Annotated in this window: 26 protein-coding genes; 12 read left to right on the forward strand and 14 right to left on the reverse strand. The window is 65.9% G+C overall.

Going from position 1 to position 26777, the window contains the following annotated elements:
* Positions 1–165: 165 nt before the first annotated feature.
* Positions 166–2775, reverse strand: a complete 2610-nt coding sequence (gene alaS, locus AC56DV_RS23905) for an alanine--tRNA ligase (protein ID WP_496316713.1) — start codon at positions 2773–2775, stop codon at positions 166–168.
* Positions 2776–2958: 183 nt separating this feature from the next.
* Here alaS and AC56DV_RS23910 point away from each other — a divergent pair, with 183 nt between their 5' ends.
* On the forward strand, positions 2959–4641 hold the full coding sequence (locus tag AC56DV_RS23910) for a methyl-accepting chemotaxis protein (protein ID WP_496316714.1): 1683 nt from the start codon (positions 2959–2961) through the stop codon (positions 4639–4641).
* Here the strand turns inward: AC56DV_RS23910 and ugpQ are convergent.
* The gene (gene ugpQ / locus AC56DV_RS23915; RefSeq protein WP_496316715.1) at positions 4638–5405 is read right to left on the reverse strand and encodes a glycerophosphodiester phosphodiesterase; all 768 of its coding nucleotides are present in this window, start codon (positions 5403–5405) and stop codon (positions 4638–4640) included. The two genes, AC56DV_RS23910 and ugpQ, sit on opposite strands and share 4 nt — an antisense overlap.
* A gap of 116 nt (positions 5406–5521) precedes the next feature.
* Here ugpQ and AC56DV_RS23920 point away from each other — a divergent pair, with 116 nt between their 5' ends.
* Entirely contained in the window at positions 5522–6751 is a 1230-nt protein-coding gene (locus tag AC56DV_RS23920; RefSeq protein ID WP_496316716.1) for a CaiB/BaiF CoA transferase family protein, read from the forward strand.
* Between the two features lie 98 nt (positions 6752–6849).
* Here AC56DV_RS23920 and AC56DV_RS23925 read toward each other — a convergent pair whose 3' ends face one another.
* Positions 6850–7176, reverse strand: coding sequence for a hypothetical protein (locus AC56DV_RS23925; protein WP_496316717.1), 327 nt, complete (start codon positions 7174–7176; stop codon positions 6850–6852).
* Between the two features lie 330 nt (positions 7177–7506).
* Between AC56DV_RS23925 and AC56DV_RS23930 the strand changes: the two genes are divergently transcribed.
* Positions 7507–8217 carry a hypothetical protein gene (locus AC56DV_RS23930; RefSeq protein WP_496316718.1) on the forward strand — a complete coding sequence of 237 codons (711 nt, stop codon included), beginning with the start codon at positions 7507–7509 and terminating at the stop codon, positions 8215–8217.
* A gap of 15 nt (positions 8218–8232) precedes the next feature.
* On the opposite strand, the gene AC56DV_RS23935 is transcribed toward AC56DV_RS23930, so the two are convergent.
* Positions 8233–9480 carry an MFS transporter gene (locus tag AC56DV_RS23935; protein ID WP_496316719.1) on the reverse strand — a complete coding sequence of 416 codons (1248 nt, stop codon included), beginning with the start codon at positions 9478–9480 and terminating at the stop codon, positions 8233–8235.
* Positions 9481–9547: 67 nt separating this feature from the next.
* Here AC56DV_RS23935 and AC56DV_RS23940 point away from each other — a divergent pair, with 67 nt between their 5' ends.
* Positions 9548–10453 carry a LysR substrate-binding domain-containing protein gene (locus tag AC56DV_RS23940; protein WP_496316720.1) on the forward strand — a complete coding sequence of 302 codons (906 nt, stop codon included), beginning with the start codon at positions 9548–9550 and terminating at the stop codon, positions 10451–10453.
* Here the strand turns inward: AC56DV_RS23940 and AC56DV_RS23945 are convergent.
* The 5 genes from AC56DV_RS23945 to AC56DV_RS23965 are packed head-to-tail and all read right to left on the reverse strand — an operon-like array spanning position 10407 to position 13832.
* Positions 10407–11342, reverse strand: coding sequence for a transporter substrate-binding domain-containing protein (locus AC56DV_RS23945; protein WP_496316721.1), 936 nt, complete (start codon positions 11340–11342; stop codon positions 10407–10409). The two genes, AC56DV_RS23940 and AC56DV_RS23945, sit on opposite strands and share 47 nt — an antisense overlap.
* A 2-nt stretch (positions 11343–11344) precedes the next feature.
* Complete coding sequence (locus tag AC56DV_RS23950) at positions 11345–12217, reverse strand: hypothetical protein (protein WP_496316722.1); 873 nt, start codon at positions 12215–12217, stop codon at positions 11345–11347.
* Positions 12217–13005: a hypothetical protein gene (locus AC56DV_RS23955; RefSeq protein ID WP_496316723.1), complete on the reverse strand. Its 789-nt coding sequence runs from the start codon at positions 13003–13005 to the stop codon at positions 12217–12219. Before AC56DV_RS23955 ends, AC56DV_RS23950 begins: the two co-directional genes overlap by 1 nt.
* Complete coding sequence (locus AC56DV_RS23960) at positions 13005–13520, reverse strand: hypothetical protein (RefSeq protein WP_496316724.1); 516 nt, start codon at positions 13518–13520, stop codon at positions 13005–13007. The genes AC56DV_RS23955 and AC56DV_RS23960 overlap by 1 nt, the downstream gene beginning before the upstream one ends.
* Before the next feature lie 18 nt (positions 13521–13538).
* The gene (locus AC56DV_RS23965) at positions 13539–13832 is read right to left on the reverse strand and encodes a DnaJ domain-containing protein (RefSeq protein ID WP_056403275.1); all 294 of its coding nucleotides are present in this window, start codon (positions 13830–13832) and stop codon (positions 13539–13541) included.
* A 132-nt stretch (positions 13833–13964) separates the two neighbouring features.
* Between AC56DV_RS23965 and AC56DV_RS23970 the strand changes: the two genes are divergently transcribed.
* The 4 genes from AC56DV_RS23970 (at position 13965) to AC56DV_RS23985 (ending at position 19539) form a co-directional block, all read left to right on the forward strand.
* Positions 13965–15737 (forward strand): glutamine--tRNA ligase/YqeY domain fusion protein, encoded by a 1773-nt coding sequence (locus tag AC56DV_RS23970; RefSeq protein WP_496316725.1) that lies wholly within the window; start codon positions 13965–13967, stop codon positions 15735–15737.
* A gap of 155 nt (positions 15738–15892) precedes the next feature.
* A complete protein-coding gene (locus tag AC56DV_RS23975; protein WP_496316726.1) occupies positions 15893–17707 on the forward strand; it encodes a CHASE domain-containing protein in 1815 nt (604 codons plus the stop codon).
* A 134-nt stretch (positions 17708–17841) separates the two neighbouring features.
* On the forward strand, positions 17842–18480 hold the full coding sequence (locus AC56DV_RS23980; RefSeq protein WP_496316727.1) for a glycine-rich domain-containing protein: 639 nt from the start codon (positions 17842–17844) through the stop codon (positions 18478–18480).
* Positions 18481–18714: 234 nt separating this feature from the next.
* Positions 18715–19539 (forward strand): glycine-rich domain-containing protein, encoded by an 825-nt coding sequence (locus tag AC56DV_RS23985; protein WP_496316728.1) that lies wholly within the window; start codon positions 18715–18717, stop codon positions 19537–19539.
* A gap of 90 nt (positions 19540–19629) precedes the next feature.
* Here the strand turns inward: AC56DV_RS23985 and AC56DV_RS23990 are convergent, their stop codons facing one another.
* The 3 genes from AC56DV_RS23990 to AC56DV_RS24000 all read right to left on the reverse strand — a co-directional run bounded on the left by AC56DV_RS23990 (position 19630) and on the right by AC56DV_RS24000 (position 21357).
* Positions 19630–19872, reverse strand: a complete 243-nt coding sequence (locus AC56DV_RS23990) for a hypothetical protein (protein ID WP_056403290.1) — start codon at positions 19870–19872, stop codon at positions 19630–19632.
* Between the two features lie 250 nt (positions 19873–20122).
* The gene (locus tag AC56DV_RS23995; RefSeq protein ID WP_496316729.1) at positions 20123–20383 is read right to left on the reverse strand and encodes a hypothetical protein; all 261 of its coding nucleotides are present in this window, start codon (positions 20381–20383) and stop codon (positions 20123–20125) included.
* A 59-nt stretch (positions 20384–20442) separates the two neighbouring features.
* The gene (locus AC56DV_RS24000) at positions 20443–21357 is read right to left on the reverse strand and encodes an SDR family oxidoreductase (protein ID WP_496316730.1); all 915 of its coding nucleotides are present in this window, start codon (positions 21355–21357) and stop codon (positions 20443–20445) included.
* A gap of 12 nt (positions 21358–21369) precedes the next feature.
* Between AC56DV_RS24000 and AC56DV_RS24005 the strand changes: the two genes are divergently transcribed.
* The 3 genes from AC56DV_RS24005 (at position 21370) to AC56DV_RS24015 (ending at position 24232) form a co-directional block, all read left to right on the forward strand.
* Complete coding sequence (locus tag AC56DV_RS24005; RefSeq protein ID WP_496316731.1) at positions 21370–22392, forward strand: CDP-6-deoxy-delta-3,4-glucoseen reductase; 1023 nt, start codon at positions 21370–21372, stop codon at positions 22390–22392.
* Between the two features lie 88 nt (positions 22393–22480).
* Positions 22481–23731, forward strand: a complete 1251-nt coding sequence (locus tag AC56DV_RS24010; protein WP_496316732.1) for an MFS transporter — start codon at positions 22481–22483, stop codon at positions 23729–23731.
* A 129-nt stretch (positions 23732–23860) separates the two neighbouring features.
* Positions 23861–24232, forward strand: a complete 372-nt coding sequence (locus AC56DV_RS24015; protein ID WP_496316733.1) for an HPF/RaiA family ribosome-associated protein — start codon at positions 23861–23863, stop codon at positions 24230–24232.
* A gap of 49 nt (positions 24233–24281) precedes the next feature.
* Here AC56DV_RS24015 and AC56DV_RS24020 read toward each other — a convergent pair whose 3' ends face one another.
* Complete coding sequence (locus tag AC56DV_RS24020) at positions 24282–25082, reverse strand: helical backbone metal receptor (RefSeq protein WP_496316734.1); 801 nt, start codon at positions 25080–25082, stop codon at positions 24282–24284.
* 120 nt (positions 25083–25202) lie between these two features.
* Between AC56DV_RS24020 and AC56DV_RS24025 the strand changes: the two genes are divergently transcribed.
* The gene (locus tag AC56DV_RS24025; RefSeq protein ID WP_496316735.1) at positions 25203–26186 is read left to right on the forward strand and encodes a GGDEF domain-containing protein; all 984 of its coding nucleotides are present in this window, start codon (positions 25203–25205) and stop codon (positions 26184–26186) included.
* Here AC56DV_RS24025 and AC56DV_RS24030 read toward each other — a convergent pair.
* Positions 26179–26736, reverse strand: coding sequence for a DUF5610 domain-containing protein (locus tag AC56DV_RS24030; protein WP_496316736.1), 558 nt, complete (start codon positions 26734–26736; stop codon positions 26179–26181). The genes AC56DV_RS24025 and AC56DV_RS24030 overlap by 8 nt on opposite strands.
* Positions 26737–26777 lie beyond the last annotated feature (41 nt).

Genomic DNA, 26777 nt, shown 5'->3' on the forward strand with positions numbered 1-26777 from the left:
CCCGCAAAATTGGTTGACCAGTTCTGCACAGTCTACTCCAATTCGACGGTTGTGACGCGGTGCACCAAAATAGTTCCTCTCTCGTTGCAAGTTCACAACGAGAGAAGTCATTAAGTTAACGGCCCGCACGCTCGCGCAGGCCGCATGGTTACGGCATTTTCACTCTCAGGCGCGCTGTTCCACCCAGGCTGCAACGCCGGCCAGGGCGCCCGGCAACGCCGCAGCATCGGTGCCGCCGGCCTGCGCCATATCGGGGCGTCCGCCGCCTTTTCCGCCCACTTGCTGTGCAACAAAGTTCACCAGCTCGCCCGCTTTGACCTTGGACGTGGCGTCCGCCGTCACGCCGGCGATCAGGGAAACCTTGCCGTCGGCCACGCTGGCCAGCACGATGGCGGCGCTCTTCAGCTTGTCCTTCAGCTTGTCCATGGTCTCGCGCAGGGTGGCCACGTCGGCGCCTTCCAGCGTTGCCGCCAGCACCTTGATGCCCTTGATCTCCACGGCCTGGGTGGCCAGCTCGTCGCCCTGGCCGGACGCCAGCTTCGACTTCAGCGCGGCCAGTTCCTTCTCCAGCGCCTTGACGTGGTCCTGCACCGCAACAATCTTGGCGGTCAGCTCTTCCGGGTTGGCCTTCAGCGCGGCGGCCGCTTCATTCAGCTTGCGCGCCATGCCTTGCACCAGCGCCAGCGCGCCTTCGCCGGTCACCGCTTCCACGCGGCGGATGCCGGCCGCCACGCCGCCCTCGCCGATGATCTTGAACAGGCCGATGTCGCCGGTGCTGTGCACGTGCACGCCGCCGCACAGCTCTTTCGAGGAGCCGATGTCCAGCACGCGCACTTCGTCGCCGTACTTCTCGCCGAACAGCGCCATGGCGCCATGCTTGACGGCGTCGTCGAACGACATGTGCTGCGCCTGGGTGGCGTGGTTGGCCAGGATTTCCTTGTTGACGATGGTTTCGATCCTGGCGATCTCGTCGGCCGTCAGCGGGGCGTTGTGGCTGAAGTCGAAACGGGTCTTGTCCGGGTCGACCAGCGAGCCCTTCTGCGCCACGTGCGAGCCCAGCACTTCGCGCAGGGCTTTGTGCATCAGGTGGGTGGCCGAGTGGTTGCGGATGGTGCGGCCGCGCTTCTCTTCGTCCACCTGGGCCGACACGGCGTCGCCCACTTTCAGCGTGCCGGTGGCCAGCACGCCGTGCTGGCCGAACACGTCGGCCTGGATCTTCAGCGTGTCTTCCACTTCGAATTTGGCCGATGCGCTGGCGATCACGCCCTGGTCGCCCACCTGGCCGCCCGATTCGGCGTAGAACGGCGTGGTGTCCAGCACCACGATGCCCTGCTGGCCCGCTTTCAGTTCCTGCACCGGCGCGCCGTTGGCGTACAGCGCCACCACTTTCGAGTCGAAGCTCAGCTGGTCGTAGCCGACGAATTTGTTCTTCTCGCCGGTGTATTCCACGTTGGCGGCCATCTTGAACTTGCCGGCGGCCTTGGCGGTCTTCTTCTGCTGCTCCATGGCGGCGTGGAAGCCGGCCTCGTCCAGCGTCACTTCGCGTTCGCGGCAGATGTCGGCGGTCAGGTCCAGCGGGAAGCCGTAGGTGTCGTACAGGGTGAAGGCGGTGGCGCCGTCCAGGTTCTTGCTGTCCTTGGCCAGCTGCGCTTCCAGGATTTTCATGCCGTGTTCCAGCGTTTCGCCGAAACGCTCTTCCTCGGCCTTGAGCACCTGCGCCACGCGGGCGGCGGCTTCGTTCAGCTCCGGATAGGCGGTACCCATCTCGGCGTCCAGGTCGGCCACCAGCTTGTAGAAGAACGGCTTGGTCTGGCCCAGCTTGTGGCCGTGGCGCAGCGCGCGGCGGATGATGCGGCGCAGCACGTAGCCGTGGCCTTCCGAGCTCGGGATCACGCCGTCGACGATCAGGAAGGAGGCGGCGCGGATGTGGTCGGCGATCACGCGCAGCGATTTGTTTTCCAGGTCGGTGGCGCCGGTTTCGCGCGCGGCGGCCTTGATCAGGGCCTGGAACAGGTCGATTTCATAGTTGCTGTGCACATGCTGCAGCACGGCGGCCAGGCGCTCCATGCCCATGCCGGTGTCGACGCACGGCTTGGGCAGCTTGTGCATCACGCCCGCTTCGTCGCGGTTGAACTGCATGAACACCAGGTTCCAGATTTCGATGAAGCGGTCGCCGTCTTCGTCGGGCGAGCCGGGCGGGCCGCCCCAGATGTCGGCGCCGTGGTCGTAGAAGATCTCGGTGCACGGGCCGCATGGACCGACGTCGGCCATCTGCCAGAAGTTGTCCGACGCGTAGCGCGCGCCCTTGTTGTCGCCGATGCGGATGATGCGCTCTTTCGGCACGCCGATCTCGTTGGCCCAGATGTCGTAGGCTTCGTCGTCCTCGATATAGACGGTGACGGTCAGCTTGTCGGCCGGCAGCAGGTAGACCTTGGTCAGCAGTTCCCAGGCGTACTGGATGGCGTCGCGCTTGAAGTAGTCGCCGAAGCTGAAATTGCCCAGCATTTCGAAGAAGGTGTGGTGGCGCGCGGTGTAGCCCACGTTCTCCAGGTCGTTGTGCTTGCCGCCGGCGCGCACGCAGCGCTGCACGGTGGTGGCGCGCGAATACGGACGGCTATCCAGGCCCAGGAACACGTCCTTGAACTGGACCATGCCGGAGTTGGTCAGCAGCATGGTAGGGTCATTGCCTGGCACCAGCGGGCTGGACCGGACGATCGTGTGACCCTTGGACTCGAAGAATTTAAGGAACTTCTCGCGGATTTCAGATGATTTCATGTCGTATTGGTTAAGTTGCTGGCTGGTGCAAAGGGTTGATTATACGTGATGTGGCGGGCCCCGGGCATGCGGCCGGGCGTTGCCGCATTGCGACAACGGCAAGAAAGCGCCCGCTATCGCGGCCCGATATTCCTTATACTGAAATCCGTCCAAACACGCCCTCCCCCTCTGCGAAAGGCTGTCATGCTGAATAATCTCCTGCTTCGGACCAAGTTGATTTTGCTGCTGGTGCTGGCCATCCTGGCGGTGGCGCTGGTGGGGGCGGCGGGATTGGCCGGCCTGCGCAGCGCCCGCGCCGGTTTCGCCGAGGTGGCCGACGTGCGCATGCCCTCGATCGAAGGGCTGTACCAGATGAAACTGGGCAACCGCGAAGTGCGCATCGGCGCGCTGACCGTGTTCCGGCTGATGGAGGACACCAGGGACCTGGGCAAGATCGCCGCCCAGACCGCCGTCATGCGGGCCGGCTTCGCCGAAGTGGCGGCCGGCCGCAAGATCTACGATCCGCTGCCGCAGACCGCCGAGGAAGCCGTGCTGTACAAGGAGTTCCTGGCGGCCTGGGAGCTGCGCCTGAAGGGCGGCGAGCGCGTGATCGCGGCGGCCGACCGGCTGGCCCGGGGTGGCGACGCGGCCGCCATCAAGCTGGCGGCCGACGAGTTCACCCAGGCCGCCAACGACGTGGCGCCGCACGTGGCCGCCGTACAGCTTGCGCTGGACAAGCTGGTGAACCTCAACGTCAAGGTGGCCGAGCAGGCCAACGCCGAGACCGGGGTGGCGATCGCCGCGTCGCAGCGCAATATGACCATCATCTTCGGCGCTGCGGCGCTGGTGGTGACGGCGCTGGGCATCCTGATCCTGCGCAACACGCTGAAGCAGCTGGGCGGCGACCCGGGCTACGCGGCCAGCGTGGTCAACCGGGTGGCCGACGGCGACCTGACGGTGCAGATCGAAACCCGGGCCGGCGACCAGGGCAGCCTGCTGTACAGCATGAAGAACATGGTCGAGCGCCTGGCCGACGTGGTGGGCCGGGTCAACAGCAGCGCCGACGCGCTGGCCAGCGCCTCGGAACAGGTCAGCGGCACCGCGCAGTCGCTGTCGCAGGCCGCCACCGAGCAGGCCGCCAGCGTGGAGGAAACCAGCGCCTCGGTCGAGCAGATGACGGCCTCGGTGGCGCAGAACACGGAAAACGCCCGCGTCACCGACGGCATGGCCAGCCAGGCGGCGGCCGAGGCGGTGGAAGGCGGCAACGCGGTGGGCGGCACGGTGGACGCCATGCGCCAGATCGCCAAGAAGATTGTCATCATCGACGACATCGCCTACCAGACCAATTTGCTGGCGCTGAACGCGGCCATCGAGGCGGCGCGCGCGGGCGAGCACGGCAAGGGCTTCGCGGTGGTGGCGGCCGAGGTGCGCAAGCTGGCCGAGCGCTCGCAGATCGCGGCGCAGGAGATCGGCGAAGTGGCCGGCAGCAGCGTGGACCTGGCCGAACGGGCCGGCAAGCTGCTGAACCAGATGGTGCCCAACATCCAGCGCACTTCCGGGCTGGTGCAGGAAATCAGCGCCGCCTCGGAAGAGCAGTCGACCGGGCTGGCGCAGATCAATTCGGCGATCAGCCAGCTCAGCCAGGCCACCCAGCAGAACGCCGCCGGGTCCGAACAGCTGGCCGCCACCGCGGAGGAAATGAGCGCCCAGGCCGAGGACCTGCAAAGCACCATGGGCTTCTTCAACACCGGCAGCGGCAAGCCGGCGGCGCGCACAACGGTGCGCCACCTGCGCCAGACCCCGGCCAAGCCCCGGCGCGCGGCGCCGGGCGCGCCGCTGCAGGCGGCGGACTGGGAGCCGGACCAGGGCAGCTTCGAGCGCTTCTAAGCCACCCCCTGGGCCGAAAAGCCGGGGCCGATCAGGTCGATGCGGTCGGTGCAGAAGCCGTCCACGCCCCAGCCCAGGATCTCGGCGGCGCGCTCCGGCGTGTTGACGGTGTAGCAGAACAGGCCGTAGCCGGCCGCCTTCACGGCCTGCGCCAGCTCCGGCGTCAGGTGCTTCTGGTTGGTATGGATGGCCGCCGCCTCCAGCGCGGCGGCCTGCCCGCGCCAATCCTCCGGGAGCATGTCGAACAGGCAGGCGCGCGGCAGCTCGGGCGCGGCCTCGCGCGCGGCGGCCAGCGCCGCCATGCTGAAGGACGACAGCAGCGGCACCGCCTTCGCGTCGCCCGCGCGCAACTCCTGCGTGAAGCGCTCGCGCGTCTTTTGCGCCACCCAGCGCCCCGTCTCCGCCTCGAAGCCCGGCACCGGCTTGATCTCGATATTCATCCAGATGCCCTGCGAGCGGCAGTAGTCGATGTACTCTGTAAACAGCGGCACCGTCTCGCCCGCGAACTGCGGCCCGAACCAGGCGCCCGCGTCCTTGCGCACCAGGTCCGACGCCGGCGTGCGCGCCACATTGCCCTCGCCGGCCACGGTGCGGCCGAAATCCGGGTCGTGCATGATGACGCCGATGCCGTCCTTGGACAGCATCACGTCGAACTCCACCGCCTTGTAGCCGTAGGCCAGGCCGCAGCGCAGCGCGGCGATGGTGTTTTCCGGCGCCAGCGTGCCGCCGCCCCGGTGGGCCAGAACTTTAGGATAGGGCCACATGGATTCCCCCTGATTGCCTCGGTTGATGTTGAAAACGCATGTCGCTTCTCTTGTATTCAAAACATACCACAAGACGTTAAGCTGGCGCTCTTGCTAACTGCGACGAGGTGGAAGTGATGACCGTGAACAAGGCCCTGGGCCACATCCGCGTACTGGACCTGAGCCGCGTGCTGGCCGGCCCGTGGTGCTCGCAGAACCTGGCCGACCTGGGCGCGGACGTGATCAAGATCGAGCGCCCCGGCAGCGGCGACGACACCCGCGCCTGGGGCCCGCCCTACGCGCGCGACGCGGACGGCCGCGACACCACCGAAGCGGCCTACTACCTGGCCGCCAACCGGGGCAAGCGCTCGGTGACGGTGGACATCGCCAGCGCCGAGGGCCAGCAGCTGATCCGCGAGCTGGCCGCGCAGTCCGACGTGGTGCTGGAAAATTACAAGGTGGGCCAGCTGAAGCGCTACGGCCTGGACTACGAGTCGCTGAAGGCGGTCAAGCCGGACCTGGTGTACTGCTCGGTGACCGGCTTCGGCCAGGACGGCCCCTACGCGCACCGCGCCGGCTACGACTTCCTGATCCAGGGCATGGGCGGGCTGATGTCGGTGACCGGCGAGCGCGACGACCTGCCCGGCGGCGGCCCGCAGAAAGCCGGCGTGGCGCTGGTGGACCTGATGACGGGCATGTACTCGACCATCGCCATCCAGGCCGCGCTGATGCACCGCGACCGCACCGGCGAAGGCCAGTACATCGACATGGCGCTGCTGGACGTGCAGGTGGCCATGCTGGCCAATATGGGCAGCAACTACCTGAACAGCGGCAAGGCGCCCAAGCGCTGGGGCAATGCGCACCCGAATATCGTGCCCTACCAGACCTTCGCCTGCAGCGACGGCTACATCATCGTGGCCACCGGCAACGACGGGCAGTACCAGAAGTTCGTCGAAGCGGGCGGCCGCCCCGAGCTGGCTTTCCACGAGCGCTACGCCACCAACCCGCTGCGGGTGCAGAACCGCGACGAGCTGGTGCCCATCCTGGCCGGGATGGTGAAGACCAGGACGCGCAAGGAGTGGATAGAACAGCTGGAGGCGGTGGGCGTGCCGTGCGGGCCGATCAACGACATCGGCGACGTGTACCAGAATCCCCAGGTGCAGGCGCGCGGGCTGGTGACGGAAGTGCCGCATCCGACGGCGGGCAAGGTGAAGCTGGTGCGCAGCCCGATGCGGCTGTCCGCCACGCCCGCCGACGGCGGCGGCGCCCCGCCGCTGCTGGGCCAGCACACCGACGAAGTGCTGCGCGAGCTGCTGGGCCGCAGCGCCGAGGAAATCGGCGCGCTCAAGGGCAAGGGCGTGTTGTAACGCAGGCCGCGCCCCCTCCTGCAGGGCCGCAGGGCGGGTTGGCGGGGCGCGCCGGGCGCCGGCGTAACGCGCCACCCGCCACCCCGCCCGCGCCGCCCTCAGCGCAAATCGTGCTTCAACTCCGCCAGTTCGTCATGCACATGCTGGACCGCGCTGCGCATCTGCGCCGTCAGCGCGGGCATGTTGCGGCACACGCGCTGCGCGCGGTCGCCCAGCACTTCCAGCTCATCCACCATCTTGCGCAGCCGCGTCACGTCGTACGGTTCCAGTACCTGATGGGCCGAATCCGCTTGCCGGTCCAGCTTGTGGATGCAGTCGCGCAGCTCGCCGGGCAGGTTGCGTTCCGCCGAACACGCTTGCGCCGCCTCGCCGATGGCGCGCCCCACCCGAATGAATCGTTGCCGTATTTCATACTCTTGCAGCATGGTCTCCTCCTTGCGGTGAGCAGGCACGGCGTGCCTGTCCGCTTTGGACAGCGATCTCAGCCTAAAGTTGCCGCTGCGCGCTTGAGCCGCCTCAAGCCGCCATCCCCGGCGAAGGTGTAAGCACTTGTTACATTTATGGTAAGTTCGGCGCTGGCCGCGTTACATTTAAAAAATGACAAGATTACCCCGCGACAAGTCCGGCCTGCTGCTGACTGTTACGCTCCACCTGGCGCTGTTATGGTCAGTGCTCGCGCGCCTTGCCCAGCGTGCCCATAGCTCGCCGGACCAGGACCGCCAGGTCATAGGATGGCTACGCGCGGCGCCAGCCGCATGACGCGCTCCCGCCCCGCCCTGCTGCTGACCACGCTGTTGCACGTGGCGCTGCTGGCCGCCCTGCTCTGGGACCGGCAAGCCGGCAAGCCCGTGCGCAGCGCAGACCGGAACGCCATCACGTGGATACTGCCCGCCATGCCCAAGGCCGGCCCGGCCCCGGCCGCCGTCCCGGCGCAAGCGCCAGCCGCCAACCGCAAGCAATCAGCCAGCCCGGCGCCGGCCGCCGTCACCATGCCGCGCAGGGCAGTGCCTGCCAGCGCTCCCGACAGCCGCGCGGAAAGCAAGGAGGCCCAGCCGGTGCCGCTCGCAGCCGATACGGCCCCGGCGCCGGGCAGCGAACCTGTTATCGGCGACCTCTCGGCCCAGCCCGCAGCGCCGCCCATGCCCGCAGCCGATCTGCTGCGGCTGACCCTGTACAGCGCCGGCAAAGTCGACAACGAGCTGCGCCAGGGCAAACTGGCGCCCTTGCCTCCCGCCAAGGACACGATAAGAGGGAAAATCGACGCCGCCTTCGAGGCCGCGCACCAGGCCGTCAAGCCCAAGTGGTACGAGGCGGCCAAGGTGAGCGAGATTTCGGCGCCCGGCTCGCGCACCCGCGTCTACAAGATCCGCACCGCGCTGGGCACCTATTGCATCAGCATGGCGGACCCCAGCAGCGGCGGCGGCGTGGGCGGCAACAGCGGACCGCGCTACAGCAACTGCCCGTGACGGCCCGGGCCACGGTCAGGCCGCCGCCAGCCGTGCCGGTTCGGCCGGCGCAGCCGGCGCCAGGGTGCGCAGGCGCAGGGCGATCAGCAAGGCGCCGGCCAGCGCGCAGCCCAGCAAAGCCACCACGCCGGTCCAGCCCGCAAAGCCCCAGGCCACGCCCGTCAGCCAGCCGATCACGGCCGAGCCCAGGTAGTAGAAGAACAGGTACAGCGCCGACGCCAGCGCCGAGGCCGACTGCGCGCGCCGCCCCACCCAGCTGCTGGTGACCGAATGCGAAGCGAAGAAGCAGAAGGTGAACAGCGCCAGCCCGCCGTAGATCAGCACCAGATTGCCGCTCAGCGTGAGCAGCATGCCGCTCAGCATGGCCAGCAGCAGCCACCACAGCACCCGGCGGCGGCCCAGCTTGTCGGCCAGGCGGCCGGCCCACACCGAGCTGAACATGCCGAGCAGGTAGAGGAAGGAAATCGCGCCCACCACGCTCTGGCGCAGGCCGAACGGCTCGCCCAGCAGGCGGAAGCCGATGAAGTTGTAGGCGCTGACCATGCAGCCCATCAGCAGGAAACCCATGCCGAACAGCCACGGCATGCCGTCGTCGGTGAACTGGCGGCGCAGGCCGCCGCCCAGCTCGCGCAAGCCGCCCTCTGCCGGACGGAAATTGCGCGAACGCGGCAGGCTGCGGTAGAACTCGGCCGCCGCCAGCAGGCCGGCCACGCCCATGGCCGCCATGGCCACGCGCCAGGAAAAGAAGTCGCTCATCACCGACACCAGGATGCGCCCGGCCATGCCGCCGAAGGCGTTGCCGCCGATGAGCAAGCCCATCGACAGACCCAGCGAACCGGGTTCGACTTCCTCGCTCAAATAGGTCATGGCCACGGCCGGCATGCCGCCCAGCGCAAAGCCGAGCAGCGCGCGCATGACCAGGAACTGGCCGTAGTTCTGCGCCACCGCGCACAGCACCGTCATCAGCGCGGCAATGGTGAGCGCGGCGCCCATCAGCGGCTTGCGGCCGATGCGGTCGGACAGCAAACTCGACAGCAGCAGCGACACCGCCAGCGCCGCCGTCGACACCGACAGCGCCAGGCTGCTCTGCGCCGCCGTCAGCGCGAATTCGCGGCCCAGCATGGGCATCAGCGGCTGCACGCTGTACAGCAAGGCGAAGCACGAGAAGCCGCTGAAGAACAGCGCGCGGTTGGTGCGTTTGAAAGTGGGAGAGCCTGCTTCGATGCCCATGATGACGGCCTGGCTGGTGAAAGATGGCCTCATCTTAGGATTGCGCTGTATTACTGTCCAATATATATTTAAGGCGTTAGTAATACTTTAAACAGATAACATGGAACTGCGCCACCTGCGTTACTTCATCGCCGTTGCGGAAGAATTAAGCTTCACGCGCGCCGCCGAACGGCTGCACATCGGCCAGCCGCCGCTGAGCCAGCAGATCCAGGCGCTGGAAGCGGAGGTCGGCGCGCAGCTGCTGGAACGCAGCAAGCGCTGGGTGCGGCTGACGGAGGCCGGCAAGCTGTTTCTGGACGACGCGCGCCGCGTGCTGGCGTTGTCCGAGCAGGCCAAGCTCACCGCCAGGCGCGCGCAGCGCGGCGAAGCGGGCGAGCTGCGCATCGGCTTCACGTTCTCCACCCCGTTCACGCCGCTGTTCGCCACCGTCATCAACCGTTACCGCGCGCGCTACCCGGACGTGCTGCTGACCCTGCGCGAACTGGCCACCCTGCCGCAGATCGCCATGCTGGAGAACCGCGAACTGGACCTGGGCTTCGTGCGCCCGCCGGAAACGGCGCTGCCGGACGCGGTGAGCCTGACGGTGCTGCGGCACGATCCGCTGATCGCCGTGCTGCCGGCCGGCTCGCCGCTGGCGCGCAAGGACCAGGTGGAGATCCGCGACCTGCAGGGCCAGCCCTTCATCATGTATCCGGAGACGGCCGGCACCGGCATCTATCCGCAGATTTTCAGGCTGTGCAAGGAGGCGGGTTTCGCGCCGGAGGTGGTGATGGAGGCGGGCGAGGCGTCCACCATGATCGGCCTGGTGGCGGCCGGCTGCGGCATCACGGTGCTGCCGGGCTCGTTCGACAGCATCCACATGGAAGGCGCGTGCTACCGCCCGCTGGCCGATCCGGACGCCAACACCGTGCTGTCGCTGGCGCAGCGCAAGGATGCGCACGGCGCGCTGGTGCAGGGCTTCATTGCGCTGGCGCGGGCCGCTGCCGAGGAGGCCGAGCCTCGCTAACGGCCGCGCCGTGGGCGTGCTCCGGCATGAACCACAGGCTTTTGTCGGCCAGCGGCGTTTCCGCCGGCAGCTCGGGATTGGCCAGTTCGATCACGCGCCGCTGCGCCAGCCTGGCGCGCTCGATGGCGCCCTCGTTCAGCTCGCGGAACAGCTTGTCGAAGGAACCGTCACGGATCGCGTTGCGCAAGCCCTGCTCGATCGCGGCCGCCAGCGCGTGGTTGTTTTTGTTGACGAAGAAATACATCGCCGACTGCATGTGCAGCACGAAACCGGGCGCCGCGACGATGCCGCGCGCGGCGAACTGGTCGGACTCGCGCACCGCCTCGCCCAGCGCGCGCGGAAAGTAGTCGAAGCGGCCGGCGGCCAGCATGGCGTGCAGGCTCTCGCTGTTGTTGCCGACCACCACGGGCAGGCCGTTGGCGCGCCACACCGGGCCTTCGGCCCAGCCGTAGCCCTGCCCGGCCGTGAAAGCGGCCAGGTCGCCCAGCTGGCGCACGGCGGCGAAGCGGGCGCCGTGCTGCTGCATGATGAGGGCGAGGCGCCAGCCGGACAGGCCCTTGTCCAGCGGTATGCGCACCGGCAGCATTTGCCGCTCGCGCTCGCGCGTGGTGACGGCCCACAGCACGTCGAGATTACGGCCCAGCATGACTTCCTGCACCGAGCGGCCGCGCTCCATCCTGCCGCCCCACTGCTCCAGCGCATAGGCGCCGGGCGCCTTCTCCAGCGCCAGCGCCAGCATCCGCAGCTGGCTGGCGTCGAAGCTGTTTTGCGGCGTCTGGTGGCGCACGGTGTGCACCGCCGGCGCGGCCCAGCCCGGCAATGCGCACGCACAGGCCAGCAGGAGGCCGACTTTCAGCGCACGGCGGAGGCGGCCCGGGCCCGGCGTCATGATCAGCCGTAATCGGCTTCGAGTTCGGAACCGGCGTAGTTTTCCAGCTCGGCGAACAGGGTCTTCATGGCGGTGCGGCCGGGGATGTGCTGCAGCACCGTGCAGTTGCTGCGGTAGACGGCAATGCGGTCCAGCAGCACCGCGTGGTGCTGCGCCGGCACCTTGGCCACCAGCGCGGCCCAGCCCGCTTCGAAATCGGGCTTGGCCTTGCGCACCGCTTTCACGAAGCGCTCGAACTCCTTCTGCCCGGTGCGCGCCACGATGCGCCCGCCGCCTTCCACCGCGAAGATGATGGCCAGCGCGATCACGCCTTCGGCGTTCAGGTCGGTATCGGTCACCGGGCCGTTGTCGTGGTGGCGGCGCAGCCAGCCCGCCAGGCGCACGATGGCCTGCACTTCCTTGCGCTGCTTGAGCAGCACCTGGTAGCGCTCGTGCCCGTTCCAGTTCTGGTTCGGGTCGGCCAGGCAGATATCGACAAACAAGTCGCGCAAGCGCCGTTGCGCGTACACCGGGTCCTGGTCGTATTCGCCCACCAGCGAGTCTTCCGGCATGGCCGCGAGGTCCTTGATCAGGCGGAAACCGGCCTGGAAGGCCGCCTCGGCGCCGTTATCGACCAGGAAATCCAGCGCTGCCTCGTCGCTGTCCACGCTCAGCACCTGCTCCAGCCCCAGCGACACCCCGCCCACCGCCAGCTGCAGCGCGCGCGCGATGCCGTCCGCGGTGCGGTCGTTGGTGAACTTTTCGGCCACCATGGCGGTGATGCCGGTCAGCTCGTCGGCCAGGATGACGGCCGCGTCCGGGCGCTCGTCGCCCGGCAGCAGCTTCATGGCGCGCACCAGGCGCGGCAGGCTTTCCTTGACTAAAGCCGGCAGCATCAGGAGAAGATCCCCGTGCCGATGGAGCGGCGGGTGCTGGCCGCCTTGGGCGCGCTGCGGGTGCTCGGCACTTGCTTGCGCAGGCGGTACAGCAGCTCCTTGGTGCTGCGCTGCAGGAACTTCGGCTCGTCGTCCGGGTCGTCGCTGAACTCGGCGTCGGCCAGGTCGGCGCTGTGGCGGAAGTCCGGGAACAGCTCGAACAGCGCGCGGTCCCAGCCGTCTTCGCTGGCTTGCGCCAAGGCCACGGCCAGCGGCACGATGTCGTTGTCGGCCGAGGTCAGGCCGCTCACGTACGGGCCTTTCGAGATGATCTCGCCGGCCACTTCCAGGATTTCCTTGGGCGCCATCGAGAACAGCACGGCAAAGGCGGTGCAGCCGTGGTCGGTGGCCGAGGCCGCCTGCAGCAGCGCTTCGCGGCGCGCTTCGTCCTCGGTGGAGAACACCACGCCGTGGATGTGCGCGAACAGCTGTTCGGCCAGGCGTTCCGGGTCGTCCTCGATCAGGTCGTCCGGGAAGGTGGCGGCGAAGAAGGCCAGGCTGTCGGCCCAGGCCTTGGGCGGCACCAGCAGGGTCGCGAGCGACATCTTGCCGCCGTCGAAGCCGGCCAGGTGCAGCGCGGTCACTTGCGGCGGGATGGTGTTGAGCACCTCGGCCACCGCGTAGTCGCCGAACTGGTCGGCCGCTTCGGCGAAGGCTTGCTCGGCGTGGCCCAGCGAGCCGGCCAGCACCAGCTCGGTGACCTGTTTGCTGAGGGCGGGCAGATTGCTGTTGGATGCGTTGTCGGACATTAGCGCTCTCCTTCCTGGTCGAACATCTGGGCGAAGTCGTCGGTGGCTTCGCCTGCTTCGTCGTATGCGTCTTCATCGTCGCCATCGTCGCCGGCCGACAGCTGCTCCAGCGAGGTGTCGTCGTCGTCCCACAGGCGCGGGTGCTTGTGCAGGCAGGCCGTGATGATGGCTTGGCGGCCGATGTCCGGGAAATTCTCCTCGATGGCGGCCAGCATCTTGGCCGGCTCGCCTTCGGCGGCCGACACCAGCGCGAACACGCGCGCCGGGTCGCCCTCTTCATAGTCCTGGGCTTCGGCCAGCACCGCTTTCGGGTTGTCGAACTTGATCACGTCCACCAGCGCGAACGCCATCATGTTGACGTCCTCGATGCCGCCGCCGCCGGCGTACTCCGACATCAGCGCGTTCAGCATCATCTTGTAGTTCTTGTGGTCGGGCGGGTCGCCCAGGATGCCTTCGATCTGGCCTTCCAGCTCACGCGACTGGTAGGCGAATTCGGGATGTACTCTTCTGCTCATGTTGTTCTCTTTTCTAGACTACGCTGCCGGCAGGGTCACGCCGTGCAGGCCGAACACGGAACGCCACAGCTGGTAAGCTTCGGCTTCCGGGTCGATAATGATGCGGTGGTTCACGCTCTGGTTGTATTCCTCGCGCTTGACCGGATCCGACAGGATTTCGTAGGCCTTGGTAATGGCCTTGAAGCGCACTTCGGCCCCAGGGGCGGGATTGCGGTCCGGGTGGTAGCGCATGGCCAGCGACCGGTAAACCTTCTTGATTTCCTCGTCAGAGGCGTTAGGCGCCACACCCAGCACGTTATATAAATTTTCCATTTGGGAAACTCCGTAGGGTTGTATGCCGTGATGCAAAGACGAATTATCCTATAGAAAAGCATCCGCCGTCCCGCCGGGCCGCTTCGGTACGGTAAAATGCCCGGAATTAGCCCCCTTTTCCCTGCCTCTTACATGAGCAACGACAAAAAAAATACCGCCCCTGCCGCACCGGCATTGCCGTCCAACTTCCTGCGCGCCATCATCGAATCCGACCTGGCTTCCGGCGCGCACGCGCGCGAAGGCCTGCCCAACGTCATCACCCGCTTCCCGCCGGAGCCGAACGGCTACCTGCACGTGGGCCACGCCAAGTCGATCTGCCTGAACTTCGGCCTGGCGCGCGACTACAACGGCCGCTGCCACCTGCGCTTCGACGACACCAATCCGGAAAAAGAAGAACAGGAATACGTCGACACCATCAAGGACAGCGTGCAATGGCTGGGCTTTTCCTGGGACTGGCAAGGCCCGTCCGGCGTCGAGCACCACCTGCACCACGCGTCCGACTATTTCGACCAGCTGTACGCCATGGCCGAGTACCTGATCGAGCAAGGCTACGCCTACGTGGACAGCCAGAGCGCCGACGACATGGCGGCCAACCGGGGCAATTTCAACACCCCGGGCAAGAACTCGCCGTTCCGCGACCGCCCGCGCGAAGAATCGCTGCAGATGTTCCGCGACATGAAGGCCGGCAAGTACGCGAATGGCGAGCACATCCTGCGCGCCAAGATCAGCGAAGACGCGATGTCCTCGCCGAACATGAATATGCGCGACCCGGCGATTTACCGGATCCGGCACGAGCACCACGTGCGCACCGGCGACGCCTGGTGCATCTACCCGATGTACGACTACACGCACCCGATTTCGGACGCGCTGGAAAACATCACCCATTCCGTGTGCACGCTGGAATTCCAGGACCACCGCCCGTTCTACGACTGGCTGCTGGAAACCCTGTCGGCAGGCGGCTTCTTCAAGCTGCCGGTGCCGAAACAGTATGAGTTCTCGCGCCTGAACCTGACCTATGTGATCACCTCCAAGCGCAAACTGCGCCAGCTGGTGGACGAAAAAGTGGTGACCGGCTGGGACGACCCGCGCATGCCCACCATCGTCGGCCTGCGCCGCCGCGGCTACACGCCGGAATCGATCCAGCTGTTCTGCGAGCGCATCGGCGTGACCAAGTCGGACGGCTGGATCGACATGAGCACGCTGGAAGGCTGCCTGCGCGAAGACCTGGACCCGAAAGCGCCGCGCGCCACCGCCGTGCTGCGCCCGCTCAAGCTGATCGTCGAGAACTACCCTGACGGCCAGAGCGAAGAGTGCACCTCGCCGGTCCACCCGCACCATCCGGAAATGGGCCTGCGCACCTTCCCGTTCACGCGCGAGCTGTGGATCGAGGAAGAGGACTTCATGGAAGCGCCGAGCAAGGGCTATTTCCGCTACTACCCGCCGATCGGCGACCAGCCCGGCAGCCGCGTGCGCCTGCGCCACGGTTTCGTGACCGAATGCACCGGCTACGACAAGGATGAGAACGGCAAGGTGACCGCCGTGCGCGTGAAGTACTTCGAAGACAGCAAATCCGGCACCCCGGGTTCGGACACCTACAAGGTCAAGGGCAACATCCACTGGGTCTCGGCCGCCACCGCGCTGGAAGCCGAAGTGCGCCTGTACGACCGCCTGTTCACCGACCCGCAGCCGGACGCCGGCGGCAAGGACTTCCTGGCCGCGCTGAACCCGAACGCGCTGGAAACCGTCACCGCCTACCTGGAGCCGGGCATGAAAAGCGCGGCCGCCGACCAACGCTTCCAGTTTGAAAGGCACGGTTACTTTGTCGCGGACAGGGTCGACAGCCTGCCGGGCAAGCCGGTATTCAACCGCATCGTCACCTTGAAAGACAGCTGGTCTGCAAAATAGATACCAACCGCATACCTGTTTAGAAGAACCGCCTCCGGGCGGTTTTTTTTTGTTGCGCGGCGCAACAAACTACCTGAAATGCAAGAAAAGATACTTGACGGAATCAATTACCGATCTATATATTTAATCAACTTTTTCATGTGGCACCTTGGGGAATGCGCGCTTTGATCGCAAGAAAACAACTGTTCTCCCCAACCCAGCCTTTGTGGTGGACAGGGCTGCTACTGTCACTCGGCGTGGGGGTGGCGCTGCACGCGTTCACCTCCAACTCGCTGGAGGCGGAAGCGAGCGAGCGCTTCCGCAACCAGGCGCGCAGCAGCCAGTTCAATATCGCCACCGGCATCAAAGCCTATACCGACGTGCTGCGCGGCACGGCCAGCTTCTTCCAGTCGGTGGACACCATCACGCGCGAGAATTTCCACCGTTATGTGCGCGGGCTGGACCTGCAGCACAACTTCCCCGCCATCGTCAGTATTAATTTCGCTCAACATGTGCCGCCCGATCAGCGCGCCGCTTTCGAGCAGCACGTGCGCCGCACGGCGCGGCCGGGCGTGGACGGCTACCCGGAGCTGGTGTTGAAACCCGGCGCCGGCCAGGCCGACGCGGCCATCCTGTCGCTGATGGAACCCATGGCGGGCCTGGAGGCGAAATTCGGCGTCGACATCGCGGCCCGGCCGGCGGTGGCCGAATCGCTGGCGCTGTCGCGCGACACCGGCATGCTGAGCGCGTCCGGCCTGCCGATCGGCTTCGACACCCTGCCCAACCGCCAGGCGCTGGCCATGCGCTTGCCCGTGTACCGCCCGGACATGCCCATCAGCACCGTGTCCGAACGCCGCGCCGCCTACGTGGGCTCGGTCGGCATCGGCTTCAGCGTGCACCGCCTGGTGTCCGAGGCGCTGGCCGAGATCCCGGTGCGCAACGCGCGCCTGACCTTGCAGGACGTGAGCGAAGGCAACCCGGCCAACGGCGCCGCGCTGCTGTACGACAGCGCCGACACCGATGCCGAAAGCACCAGCAGCGAACGCCTGATCAGCTGCGTGCTGCCGATCGACTTCAACGGCCGCCAGTGGGAGGCGCGCTTCACCGCCCCCATGAGCTCGCTGTACTCGCGGGTCGACGTGTTCCTGCCGTGGCTGGCGCTGCTGACCGGCTTTATCGGCACCATGCTGATCTACGCGCTGTTCCACACCCTGTCCTCGTCGCGCCTGCGCGCCATCCGCATGGCCAAGGCCATGACGCGCGAACTGCGCGAGAGCCAGGCCAAGCTGCAGCTGTCGCACCACAAGCTGCGCCGCCTGGCCGCGCACGCCGAGCAGATCAAGGAGGAAGAACGCAAGCGCATCGCGCGCGAAATCCACGACGACCTGGGCCAGAACCTGCTGGCGCTGCGCATCGAGGCCGACGTGCTGACCACCCGCACCAGCCACCGCCACTCGCGCCTGCACGAGCGCGCGCGCTGCACGCTGGCGCAGATCGACAACACCATCAAGAGCGTGCGCCAGATCATCAACGACTTGCGGCCCAACGTGCTGGACCTGGGCCTGAGCGCGGCGGTGGAATGGCAGATAGGCCAGTTCCGACAGAGAAGCGGCATCGTTTGCGAGCTGATCGAAAACGGTGCCGACATCGACTTTGGCATCGACGACAAGTGTGCCGTCGCTTACTTCCGCATCCTGCAAGAATCCCTGAGCAACATCCTGCAGCACGCCAACGCCAGCCTGGTGCGGGTGGAACTGCGGCGCCAGGACGGCGTGCTCAGCATGAGCATCAGCGACAACGGCGTCGGCCTGCAAGACCGCAGCCGCAACAAATTCGGCTCCTTCGGCCTGGTCGGCATTGAAGAGCGCGTCAGCATCCTCGGCGGCACCTGCACCATCACCGGCGCGCCCAACGCCGGCACCACCGTCCTCATCACCGTACCGGTCAACCACGGCGCCCCCGCCTTCCAACATCGCCTGGGAACTGTCTGAACGTTCGTCTAGGACATTGCTGTTGCGATTAGGAATTTCCTGACAAAAGCTTGAGAATTCTCAATAGCAAGCCGGTTCAACTGGTCAAGAATCGTTCCTGCAGCACCCCTTCCACCTTTGAAAGGAACGACCACATGAATTCGAACGACGACTTCAAGGCTATCGCGGAACTGGACCTGGAACCGATCAAGGTCAAGCTGATGCACGAGGCATCCGGCGAGGGCTGGACGCTGGAACGCGCCAACGCCATCGAGTTTGAGTACCGGCGCTTCCTGATCCTGATGAAGAAGTATCCGCACGAACAAACCGCGCCGCTGGTCGACGTCGACACCTTCTGGCACTACCACATCCTGGACACCATGAAATACGCGGCCGACTGCGAAGCGGTGTTCGGCTACTTCCTGCACCACTTCCCCTACATCGGCCTGCGCGGGGAAGACGACGAAGCGGCCCACCAGCGCGTGGGCGAACGCATGAAGGAACTGTACGAAACCACCTTCGGCGAAGACTACACGCGCGGCGCGGCCAACCAGGCGGCGTTCTCCGGCGTGGCCACGCAAACCGCGTTCTCCGGCGTGGCCGCGAAGACGGCCTTCTCCGGCGTTGCCGCAAAGACCGCGTTCTCCGGCGTGGCGGCCAAAACCGCCTTCTCCGGCGTGGCCGCCAAAACCGCGTTTTCGGGTGTCGCCAGCAACACCGCCTTTTCCGGCGTGGCCTCGGCAGGCACCGCCGAGTTCTACTCCGAACGTCCCCGCCTGGCCGCAAGTATTTGATTTACTTGCTTTTCAAAAGTAACGCGGAGACCGGTCCGGCCTCCGCGCTACTTGTATTTTGATAGCTGAGCACGATAGAAATCAGTCCTTGCATTCAGCACTGACTTGCATATACTTGGTTCGTTGACCCACATCAACACTCGTTCCCAGCTCCGAACGACCATGCGCTCGCCGCCTCGGCCCAGACCAAACCGCGTATCTCTCAACTATGCCACTCAGTAAAGGATGTCACTCATGATTTCTGCTGAAAGCTTCCAAGCCATTGCCGACCTCGATCTGGAGCCTATCAAAGTCAAACTGATGCACGAAGAATCCGGGGAAGGCTGGTCGCTGCAAAAAGCCAACGCCGTGGAATTCGAATACCGCCGTTTCCTGTACCTGATGAAAACCTTCCCCCAGGAGCAGACCGCGCCGCTGATGGACGTGGACACCTTCTGGCACTACCACATCCTGGACACGATGAAGTACGCGGTAGACTGCCAGGCGGTGTTTGGCTACTTCCTGCACCACTTCCCCTACATCGGCCTGCGCGGCGAAGACGACGTGGAAGCGCACCACCGGGTTGGCGAGCGCATGAAGGAGCTGTATGAAGCCACCTTCGGCGAAGATTATGTGCGCGCCGACACCGCCTACTCGGGCGCCACCGTGCAGCAAGCGCAGACGGCCTACTCCGGCGCCACCGCCGGCCAGACCGCTTACTCGGGCGCCACCGTAGCCTATTCGGGCGCCACCACCCAGCAGGCGAAAACCGCCTACTCGGGCGCGACCACCGGCAAAACCGCGTACTCGGGCGCCACCGTGGCCTATTCCGGCGCCACGGTGCAAGCCAAAACCGCCTATTCGGGCGCAACCACCGGCAAGACCGCCTACTCCGGCGCCACGGTGGCCTACTCGGGCGCCACGGTGCAGGCCAAAACCGCCTATTCGGGTGCGACCACCGGCAAGACCGCCTACTCGGGCGCCACGGTAGCCTACTCGGGCGCGACCCAGCAGCAAGCACAGCAGCAGGCGCAGCAGCCTTCCGCCATGTACACGGTCCGCCCGCGCATCACGCCTTAAGCGCCATACCCGGCGCGGAAGACGGCGCCGAAACGAAAATGGCCCCCTCCTGGCGACAGGCGGGGGCCATTGTTTTTGGCATGCGCTTGATCAGGCAGCCATCATTTCGCGCAGTTCGCGGATGCTGAAATCGCTGATTTCATGCATACGGATCAGGATGGTGGCGCCGATAGGCAGCGTGTTGTGGCGGATCTTGCTGATCACGGGAGGAGCCACCTCGAGCGCGCGCGACAGGGCCGCATCGTTCTTGAGTTGCAATTTTTCAATAATTGCGTCGAGGACTCGGTTCGGATTGTAAGTTGCCGAAGCAGTAATTTCTTTAAGAGACGTCATCGGATTCGTTCAGGTTCGGGTCGTCTTCTTGGAAAAAAAACGACACATTGACAAAATATTTACCGGAAAAGTACAAGAATGACACTAGCGTACATAGGGCATTTGCTATGTTTTATAGCATCTAAGCCGTATGATACACGTTTTAATTGCCCAAAGGCCAATCCGGCACGAAAAAAGTGAGAATTAGATAGATTTCCTCACCACATGATGTGCTAGGAAAGGTTAAAACGTGTTTCCGGAAAAGACATAGTTAATGTGCAACGCTGTAGCCGGCGGCCAGGAACAGCCATTCCATGGTCAGCAAGGCGCTGAGCTGGGCAAGATTGCCGGGGAGCACGAGGGTGAACTGCGGGGAAGGGAAAACCAGGCAGGACTGGTCGTTGTCGCATTGCCAACACCAGCCGAGCTGCCGGCGGATTTCATCCGGCGCCGGCGGCGGCAGCTGGGCCCGGCAACGCTGCGTCATATAAGCGCGAACTTGCTCCTTGCTGGGCTGCGGGGTGGCATGCATGGCGTCTCCTGCCGGAACATTGTTTATTTATTATCAGCCTTTTTGCTTACACCTGCCTTTCAATTTACACCTGTCGTGCGCAGCTGTTGTAGACAATCTACAACGCGCGCATAGCGCAAGCGAACGCCCAGCTCGCTTTTCAGCCGCGCATTGCGCATGCGGCGCGACTCCGACATGAACGACAGCAAGGCCGGCGTAACCACCGCCGCCAGTTCCGCGCGCGGCAGGCGCGGCGGGCGCGGCAGCTGGAACGCGTCCGCCACCGCGTCGAAGTAGGCGGCCATTTTCATGTCGCTGTCGTCCACCGCGTGGTAAACCCGGTTGGGCCTGCCCTTGAACAGCGCGCGCGCGATGATGCGGGCCAGGTCGTCGGCATGGATATGGTTGGTGTAGACGTCGTCCTGTTCCAGCAGCGCGGGCGTGCCCAGCTCGAGGCGCCTGAGCGGCAGCCGGTCGGACGCGTAGATGCCGGGCACGCGCAGGATGGACAGCGTGCCGCCGCTGCGCACGGCCCAGCGCCGCAGCACCTGTTCCGCGTCCACCCGGCGCCGGGCGCGCGCATTGTGCGGCGCCACCGGCCGGCTTTCGTCGAACCACGCACCGCCGCAATCCCCATAAACGCCGGTGGTGCTAATGTAAACCACGCGTGCGGCGTCGGGTAAAATGGCGGCCACATGGCGGGTGCGGCGGTCCAGCATGCCCTCGGCGGGCGGCGGCGCCAGGTGCACCACGTACGGCGCCAGCCCCTTCAGGCGGCGCAGGCTGGCTGGATCGTCCAGGTCGGCCACCAGCGGCACGGCGCCGGCGGCGCGCAGTTCGGCGCGGCGCCCCGGCTGGCTGGTGACGGCGAACACGCGGAATTGCGCGCGCAGCAGCGGCAGCAAGCGCATGCCGACGTCGCCGCAGCCCAGCACCAGCAAGCGCGGCCGGGAGATTTTTTTAGTGTGCAAGATATTGGTTTCCAAGATATTCATTTGAAGGATTGTATGACTTTCCAGATTACTGTTCAGCCCAGCGGCCATCAATTCTCCTGCGACGAGGACGAAACCGTCCTGGCGGCGGCCATGCGCGCCGGCGTCGGGCTGCCGTACGGCTGCAAGAACGGCGCCTGCAGCTCGTGCAAGGGCAAGGTCGTTTCCGGCAGCGTGACGCATAAAGCGCACCAGGCGCGCGCGCTGACGCCGGAAGAGGAAGCGGCCGGCATGTCGCTGTTCTGCTGCGCCATGCCGCACGCGGACCTGGTGATCGAGGCGCGCGAAGTGGCCGGCAGCGGCGACTTCCCGATCAAGAAAATGCCGTCGCGCGTGTCCACCATCGACAAGGTGGCGCCGGACGTGGTGGTGGTCTCGCTGCAGCTGCCCGCCAACGAAACGCTGCAATACCGCGCCGGCCAGTACATCGAATTCCTGCTGCGCGACGGCAAGCGCCGCAGCTACAGCATCGCCACCGCGCCCGACAACGGCCCGCTCACGCTGCACATCCGCCACATGCCGGGCGGCCTGTTCACCGACCAGGTGTTTTCCACCATGAAGGAGCGCGACATCCTGCGCTTCGAAGGCCCGCTGGGCACCTTCTTCGTGCGCGACGATAGCGACAAGCCGATGGTGCTGCTCGCTTCGGGCACCGGTTTCGCGCCGATCAAGGCCATCGTCGAGCACCTGGTGCAAACCGGCTCCACCCGCCCGATAGCGCTGTACTGGGGCGGCCGCCGCCCGCAGGACCTGTACATGGACGCGCTGTGCCGCGAATGGGCCGCCAAGCTGCCCAACTTCCAGTATGTGCCGGTGGTGTCGAACGCCGAGGCGGAAGACAACTGGAGCGGCCGCACCGGCTTCGTGCACCAGGCCGTGATGGCCGACCTGCCCGACCTGTCCGGCTACCAGGTGTATTCCTGCGGCGCCCCCATCATGGTTGAATCGGCCAAGAAAGACTTCGTGGCCCGGTGCGGCCTGCCGGAAGACGAATTCTACGCCGACGCCTTCACCAGCGAAGCCGACCTGGCCAAGTAAACGGCCGAGTATCAGCCGGGGCGGCCGCAAGCGCGGTTGTCGGACATCAGGCACAATGACGGGCTAAGCCAGCCTGTCATTGTGCCCCATGTCCTCTTCCAGTAACGGTTTCTCCGTCCTCAAGCACCGCAATTTCGCTTTCTACCTGTCGGCCCGCGTGCTCGGCACCCTGGCCGTGCAGATGCAGCACGTGGCCATCGGCTGGCACGTGTACTCGCTGACCGGCAACCTGTACGACCTGGGCCTGATCGGCCTGGCGCAGTTCGCGCCCTTCCTGCTGCTGATCCTGCCCGCCGGCCACGTGGCCGACCGCTACAACCGCCGCAACATCATCGCCTTCTGCCTGGCCGCGCAACTGCTGTGCGGCCTGTTGCTGCTGGGCTTTACCTTGACCGGACTGAGCATTGTCTGGCCGGTGTTCCTGATCCTGACCCTGTTCGGCAGCGCGCGCGCCTTCATGATGCCGGCCACGCAGGCGGTGCTGGTGAACATGGTGCCGCCCGAGGACTTCAGCAAGGCCGTGGCGCTCAGTTCGTCCACCTTCCACATTGCCGTCATCCTCGGCCCCACGCTGGGCGGGCTGCTGTATTTCTACGGCGCCACCACGGTGTTCCTGGCCGCGTCCGCGCTGCTGGTGGTGTCGGTGGTGCTGATGTGCCTGACCAAGACCGCGCCGCAGGCGGTGAGCAAGGAGCCGGCCAGCTGGCACAGCGTGCTCGAGGGCCTGCGCTTCGTGATGTCGCGCCCGGTGGTGCTGGGCGCCATGTCGCTGGACCTGTTCGCGGTGCTGTTCGGCGGCGCCACCGCCCTGCTGCCGGCGCTGGCGGCGGACGTGCTGCACGTGGGGCCGAGCGGGCTGGGCCTGCTGCGCACCGCGCCCGGCGTCGGCGCCGCGCTGTGCTCGGTGGCGCTGGCCTTCTTCCCCATCACCCGCCGCGTGGGCTTGTGGATGTTCGGCGGCGTGGCGCTGTTCGGCGCCTGCACCGTGCTGCTGGGCTCGACCACCAGTTTCATCCTGGCATTGCTGGCCCTGCTGCTGATGGGCGCCGGCGACATGATCAGCGTGTATGTGCGCCATCTGCTGGTGCAGTATGAAACGCCGGACGAGATCCGCGGCCGCGTGAGCGCGGTCAACTCGGTGTTCATCGGCGCCTCCAACGAGCTGGGCGAATTCGAGTCCGGCGTGACGGCCGGCTGGTTCGGCCTGACGCGCGCGGTGGTGTTCGGCGGCGCGGCCACCTTGGCCGTCACCGGGCTGTGGAGCGTGCTGTTCCCGGTGCTGTCGCGCATGGACCGTTTCCCGCACGCCGAGCGCGAGACGCAAGCGAAGGCCGCTTGAGAATGCCGGCTAAAAAAGCGGCTTAAGCAAACGCTAAGCTTCAGTCAATGGCAAGCCCCGCCAAAAGGAGTAAGATGGAATCGCCTGCCCCTACCCGGGCAGGCTTTGATGAACAAACGGGAGCAGTGTATGCAGATCAATGTCAACACCGATAAGACCATCGAACGTCATGCTGGCCTGGACGACCATGTACAAACCGTGGTTACCGCAGCCATCAGCCGCTTTGCCGAACACATCACCCGAGTCGAAGTCCACCTGAGCGACAACAACAGCCAGAAATCGGTAGACGGCGACAATCGTTGCCTCATGGAAGCGCGCATCACCGGCTACCAGCCGATCGCCGTCAGCGACCATGCCGCCACCCTGCACCAAGCCATCAACGGCGCCGCCGACAAGCTCAAGCGCGCCATCGACAGCGCCCTGGGCCGCCTGTACGACAAGCGCAACGTGCCGCTGTCGAAAGCCGTGTCGGAAGCAGCCGACGAAGAAACCACCGAATAATTCCACCATAGGCCGCCGGCCAGCCAGCAGCTAGCAGCCAGTTCAGGCGCTAGCTCTGCGCCAGCCGGCGCAGGTAGGCCATCCCCTCCAGGGCACGGCTGCCGTACCACGACATCATCTCCCCATCCACCAGTTGCACCGGCTTGCCGATCTGGCGTTCCAGCGCGTCCACGTGCGCCTCCGTGAAACGGTAGGGCTCGGACGACAGCAGCACCCGGTCGATCCGCGCCAGCAGTTCCGGCGTCCAGTCGAAGCGCGGGTAGCGTTCGCTACCCGGCTCATTGCCCAACTGCGGCACCTGCCAGCCGATTTCCGCCAGCATGCGCGCGATATAGGTGTCGCTGGAAATACTCATCCACGGATCCTGCCAGATGCAGTACAGCACGGTCTGCGGCGGCGCCGGGCTGGCTTGGCGCATGGCCCGCAGCGCGGCGTACTCGGCCTCGAAGGCGGCGCACCACGCTTCCGCCTTGTCCTGCACGCAAAAGATACCGCCCATCAAGCGCGCCAGGTCCAGGTTGTCGCGCGGCGCCAGCGGGTGCGTGACCACCACGTGCGGCACGAATTCGGCCAGCGCGTCGGCGGTGGGCTTCTCGTTTTCGTCAATATTGACAATCACGTGGGTCGGCGCCAGCGCGCGGATCTTGCCCAGGTTGACGTCCTTGGTGCCGCCCACCTTGGCAATCGCGCGCACCGTGTCAGCCGGGTGGATGCAGAATCCGGTACGGCCCACCAGCTTGCCGGCCAGGCCCAGCTCGCACAGCAGCTCGGTGATGGAGGGCACCAGCGAAACGATGCGGGCGTCGGGATCGGCGGGATGCGGCTGCCCGAGGGCGTCGGTATGCGTCATGGGTCGGTCGTGGTTGGGGTTCGTCGCAGTATTGAAACACAAGGCGGCCGCGCAGTGTAGCCAGGCGCGCCGTTTGCGATATGATTGCCGCACAGTATTCATTCTTTTTCGGAACTTATCTTGAAGCAGATCACCACCTTTGGCGAGTCCGCCTACCGGATCGACGACTTGCAACTGTTCCGCGATTCCGACGTGGCGCTGGCGGCGCGCTCGCTGGCGCACTGCCCCGTGGTGCAACTGCAGCAAGGCGAATCGGTGACCGACACCAGCCGCGCGCGCCTGTACATCGTGCTCAGCGGCGCGCTGTCGGTCACCGCCGACACCCGCACCGGCATGTCGGACGGCACCGTCAGCAAGGTGCTGCCGGGCGAGAGCGTGGGCGAGCAGTCGGTGCTGGACGAAGAAGCCAACCTGTCGGCCATGACGGCGCTGGAAGCGAGCGAGCTGCTGGTGGTGGAAGCGGAAATCGTGTGGCGGCTGATCGACGAATCGAACGGCGTGGCGCGCAACCTGCTGCGCCTGCTGTCCTTCCGCATCCGCGCCGCCAACGCGCAGTTGCGCCGGCGCCAGAAACTGGGCGAGTTCTACCGCCAGATGTCGATGATAGACGGCCTCACCGGACTGTATAACCGCGCCTGGCTGAACGACCTGCTGCCGGAGATGGTGGCCAGCGCGCACGGCGCCGGCCAGCCGCTGTCGCTGATCATGATCGACCTGGACCATTTCAAGCAATTCAACGACAGCCACGGCCACCTGGCCGGCGACCAGGCGCTGCGGACGGCGGCGCAAGTGCTGAGCGGCGCCTTGCGGCCCTCCGATTGCGCGGTGCGTTACGGCGGGGAGGAAATGATGGTGCTGCTGCCCGACACCAGCGACAAGGTGGCCGTGGTGGTGGCCGAGCGCCTGTGCGAACGGATACGCCAGGCGGTGGTGTTCCGCGACATGCGCGTGCCGCTGCCGCACCTGACCGCGTCGCTGGGCGTGGCCAGCCTGCTGCCCGGACAGGACGACCATGGCCTGATCGCCACCGCCGACGCCGCGCTGTACCGCGCCAAGGACGGCGGCCGCAACCAGGTGGCGGTGCAGGAAACCCTGTTCAGCTAGCGGCCGGCGCCCGCTTGCCGTCGGCAAACTGCTGCAAGCCCTGCTTGACCAGATCGTAAGTCTTGTCGATGTTGGCGGCGATATCGCCCTTCAGCACCTGCAAGCCGTCCAGTATGCCGCGCGCCTCTTCGAAACCCTGGTCGACGCCGCCCTGGATGGTGTCCATGAACTTCTGCAGCACCGCCTCGTCGTCCAGGCCCTTGTTCTGCGCCTTGAAGGCGTCGAAAAACGCCGTGCTGAGCGACACGATGCGCCCCGCCGTGCCTTCCGGCGTGTTGTCCTGCCCGTTGGCGTTCTGGATTGCATTCGGCCCGAAATCCGGCGCCAGCGCCTCGTTGATGCCGGTCAGCGCCGATTTGTACAGCAGCGCCAGCGGCTCGTTGCCCGAGCTGATCGCCACCGACATGGACGACTGCACGATCGCGGTATTGAGTTGCTGCCTGGCCTGCACGCGCGGCGGTGCGGCCACGGCGCCGCTGCGCGCCGTGCCATCCGCACCCGGCACCTCGACCGCCTTGCCGCCGGACCTCGCTGAAGTAGGGTTTACCATAATCGCTCTCCTTGTTTGCGCCATTCCCCTTTATCATATCG

The organism is Massilia sp. BGA-UO-ETr-WB1, from assembly GCF_059567845.1.

Bases quoted from the DNA above. Each gene is read 5' to 3' on its own strand.
- AC56DV_RS23960 (WP_496316724.1), bottom strand. From the start codon at position 13,520: ATGAGCAGAAGAGTACATCCCGAATTCGCCTACCAGTCGCGTGAGCTG.
- alaS (WP_496316713.1), bottom strand. From the start codon at position 2,775: ATGAAATCATCTGAAATCCGCGAGAAGTTCCTTAAATTCTTCGAGTCC.
- AC56DV_RS24005 (WP_496316731.1), top strand. From the start codon at position 21,370: ATGACTTTCCAGATTACTGTTCAGCCCAGCGGCCATCAATTCTCCTGC.
- ugpQ (WP_496316715.1), bottom strand. From the start codon at position 5,405: ATGTGGCCCTATCCTAAAGTTCTGGCCCACCGGGGCGGCGGCACGCTG.
- AC56DV_RS23975 (WP_496316726.1), top strand. From the start codon at position 15,893: ATGCGCGCTTTGATCGCAAGAAAACAACTGTTCTCCCCAACCCAGCCT.
- AC56DV_RS24030 (WP_496316736.1), bottom strand. From the start codon at position 26,736: ATGGTAAACCCTACTTCAGCGAGGTCCGGCGGCAAGGCGGTCGAGGTG.
- AC56DV_RS23970 (WP_496316725.1), top strand. From the start codon at position 13,965: ATGAGCAACGACAAAAAAAATACCGCCCCTGCCGCACCGGCATTGCCG.
- AC56DV_RS23995 (WP_496316729.1), bottom strand. From the start codon at position 20,383: ATGCATGCCACCCCGCAGCCCAGCAAGGAGCAAGTTCGCGCTTATATG.
- AC56DV_RS23980 (WP_496316727.1), top strand. From the start codon at position 17,842: ATGAATTCGAACGACGACTTCAAGGCTATCGCGGAACTGGACCTGGAA.
- AC56DV_RS23955 (WP_496316723.1), bottom strand. From the start codon at position 13,005: ATGTCCGACAACGCATCCAACAGCAATCTGCCCGCCCTCAGCAAACAG.
- AC56DV_RS23920 (WP_496316716.1), top strand. From the start codon at position 5,522: ATGACCGTGAACAAGGCCCTGGGCCACATCCGCGTACTGGACCTGAGC.
- AC56DV_RS23950 (WP_496316722.1), bottom strand. From the start codon at position 12,217: ATGCTGCCGGCTTTAGTCAAGGAAAGCCTGCCGCGCCTGGTGCGCGCC.
- AC56DV_RS23945 (WP_496316721.1), bottom strand. From the start codon at position 11,342: ATGACGCCGGGCCCGGGCCGCCTCCGCCGTGCGCTGAAAGTCGGCCTC.
- AC56DV_RS23990 (WP_056403290.1), bottom strand. From the start codon at position 19,872: ATGACGTCTCTTAAAGAAATTACTGCTTCGGCAACTTACAATCCGAAC.
- AC56DV_RS24000 (WP_496316730.1), bottom strand. From the start codon at position 21,357: ATGAATATCTTGGAAACCAATATCTTGCACACTAAAAAAATCTCCCGG.
- AC56DV_RS23925 (WP_496316717.1), bottom strand. From the start codon at position 7,176: ATGCTGCAAGAGTATGAAATACGGCAACGATTCATTCGGGTGGGGCGC.
- AC56DV_RS23985 (WP_496316728.1), top strand. From the start codon at position 18,715: ATGATTTCTGCTGAAAGCTTCCAAGCCATTGCCGACCTCGATCTGGAG.
- AC56DV_RS23910 (WP_496316714.1), top strand. From the start codon at position 2,959: ATGCTGAATAATCTCCTGCTTCGGACCAAGTTGATTTTGCTGCTGGTG.
- AC56DV_RS24010 (WP_496316732.1), top strand. From the start codon at position 22,481: ATGTCCTCTTCCAGTAACGGTTTCTCCGTCCTCAAGCACCGCAATTTC.
- AC56DV_RS23930 (WP_496316718.1), top strand. From the start codon at position 7,507: ATGACGCGCTCCCGCCCCGCCCTGCTGCTGACCACGCTGTTGCACGTG.
- AC56DV_RS23940 (WP_496316720.1), top strand. From the start codon at position 9,548: ATGGAACTGCGCCACCTGCGTTACTTCATCGCCGTTGCGGAAGAATTA.
- AC56DV_RS23935 (WP_496316719.1), bottom strand. From the start codon at position 9,480: ATGAGGCCATCTTTCACCAGCCAGGCCGTCATCATGGGCATCGAAGCA.
- AC56DV_RS24015 (WP_496316733.1), top strand. From the start codon at position 23,861: ATGCAGATCAATGTCAACACCGATAAGACCATCGAACGTCATGCTGGC.
- AC56DV_RS24020 (WP_496316734.1), bottom strand. From the start codon at position 25,082: ATGACGCATACCGACGCCCTCGGGCAGCCGCATCCCGCCGATCCCGAC.
- AC56DV_RS23965 (WP_056403275.1), bottom strand. From the start codon at position 13,832: ATGGAAAATTTATATAACGTGCTGGGTGTGGCGCCTAACGCCTCTGAC.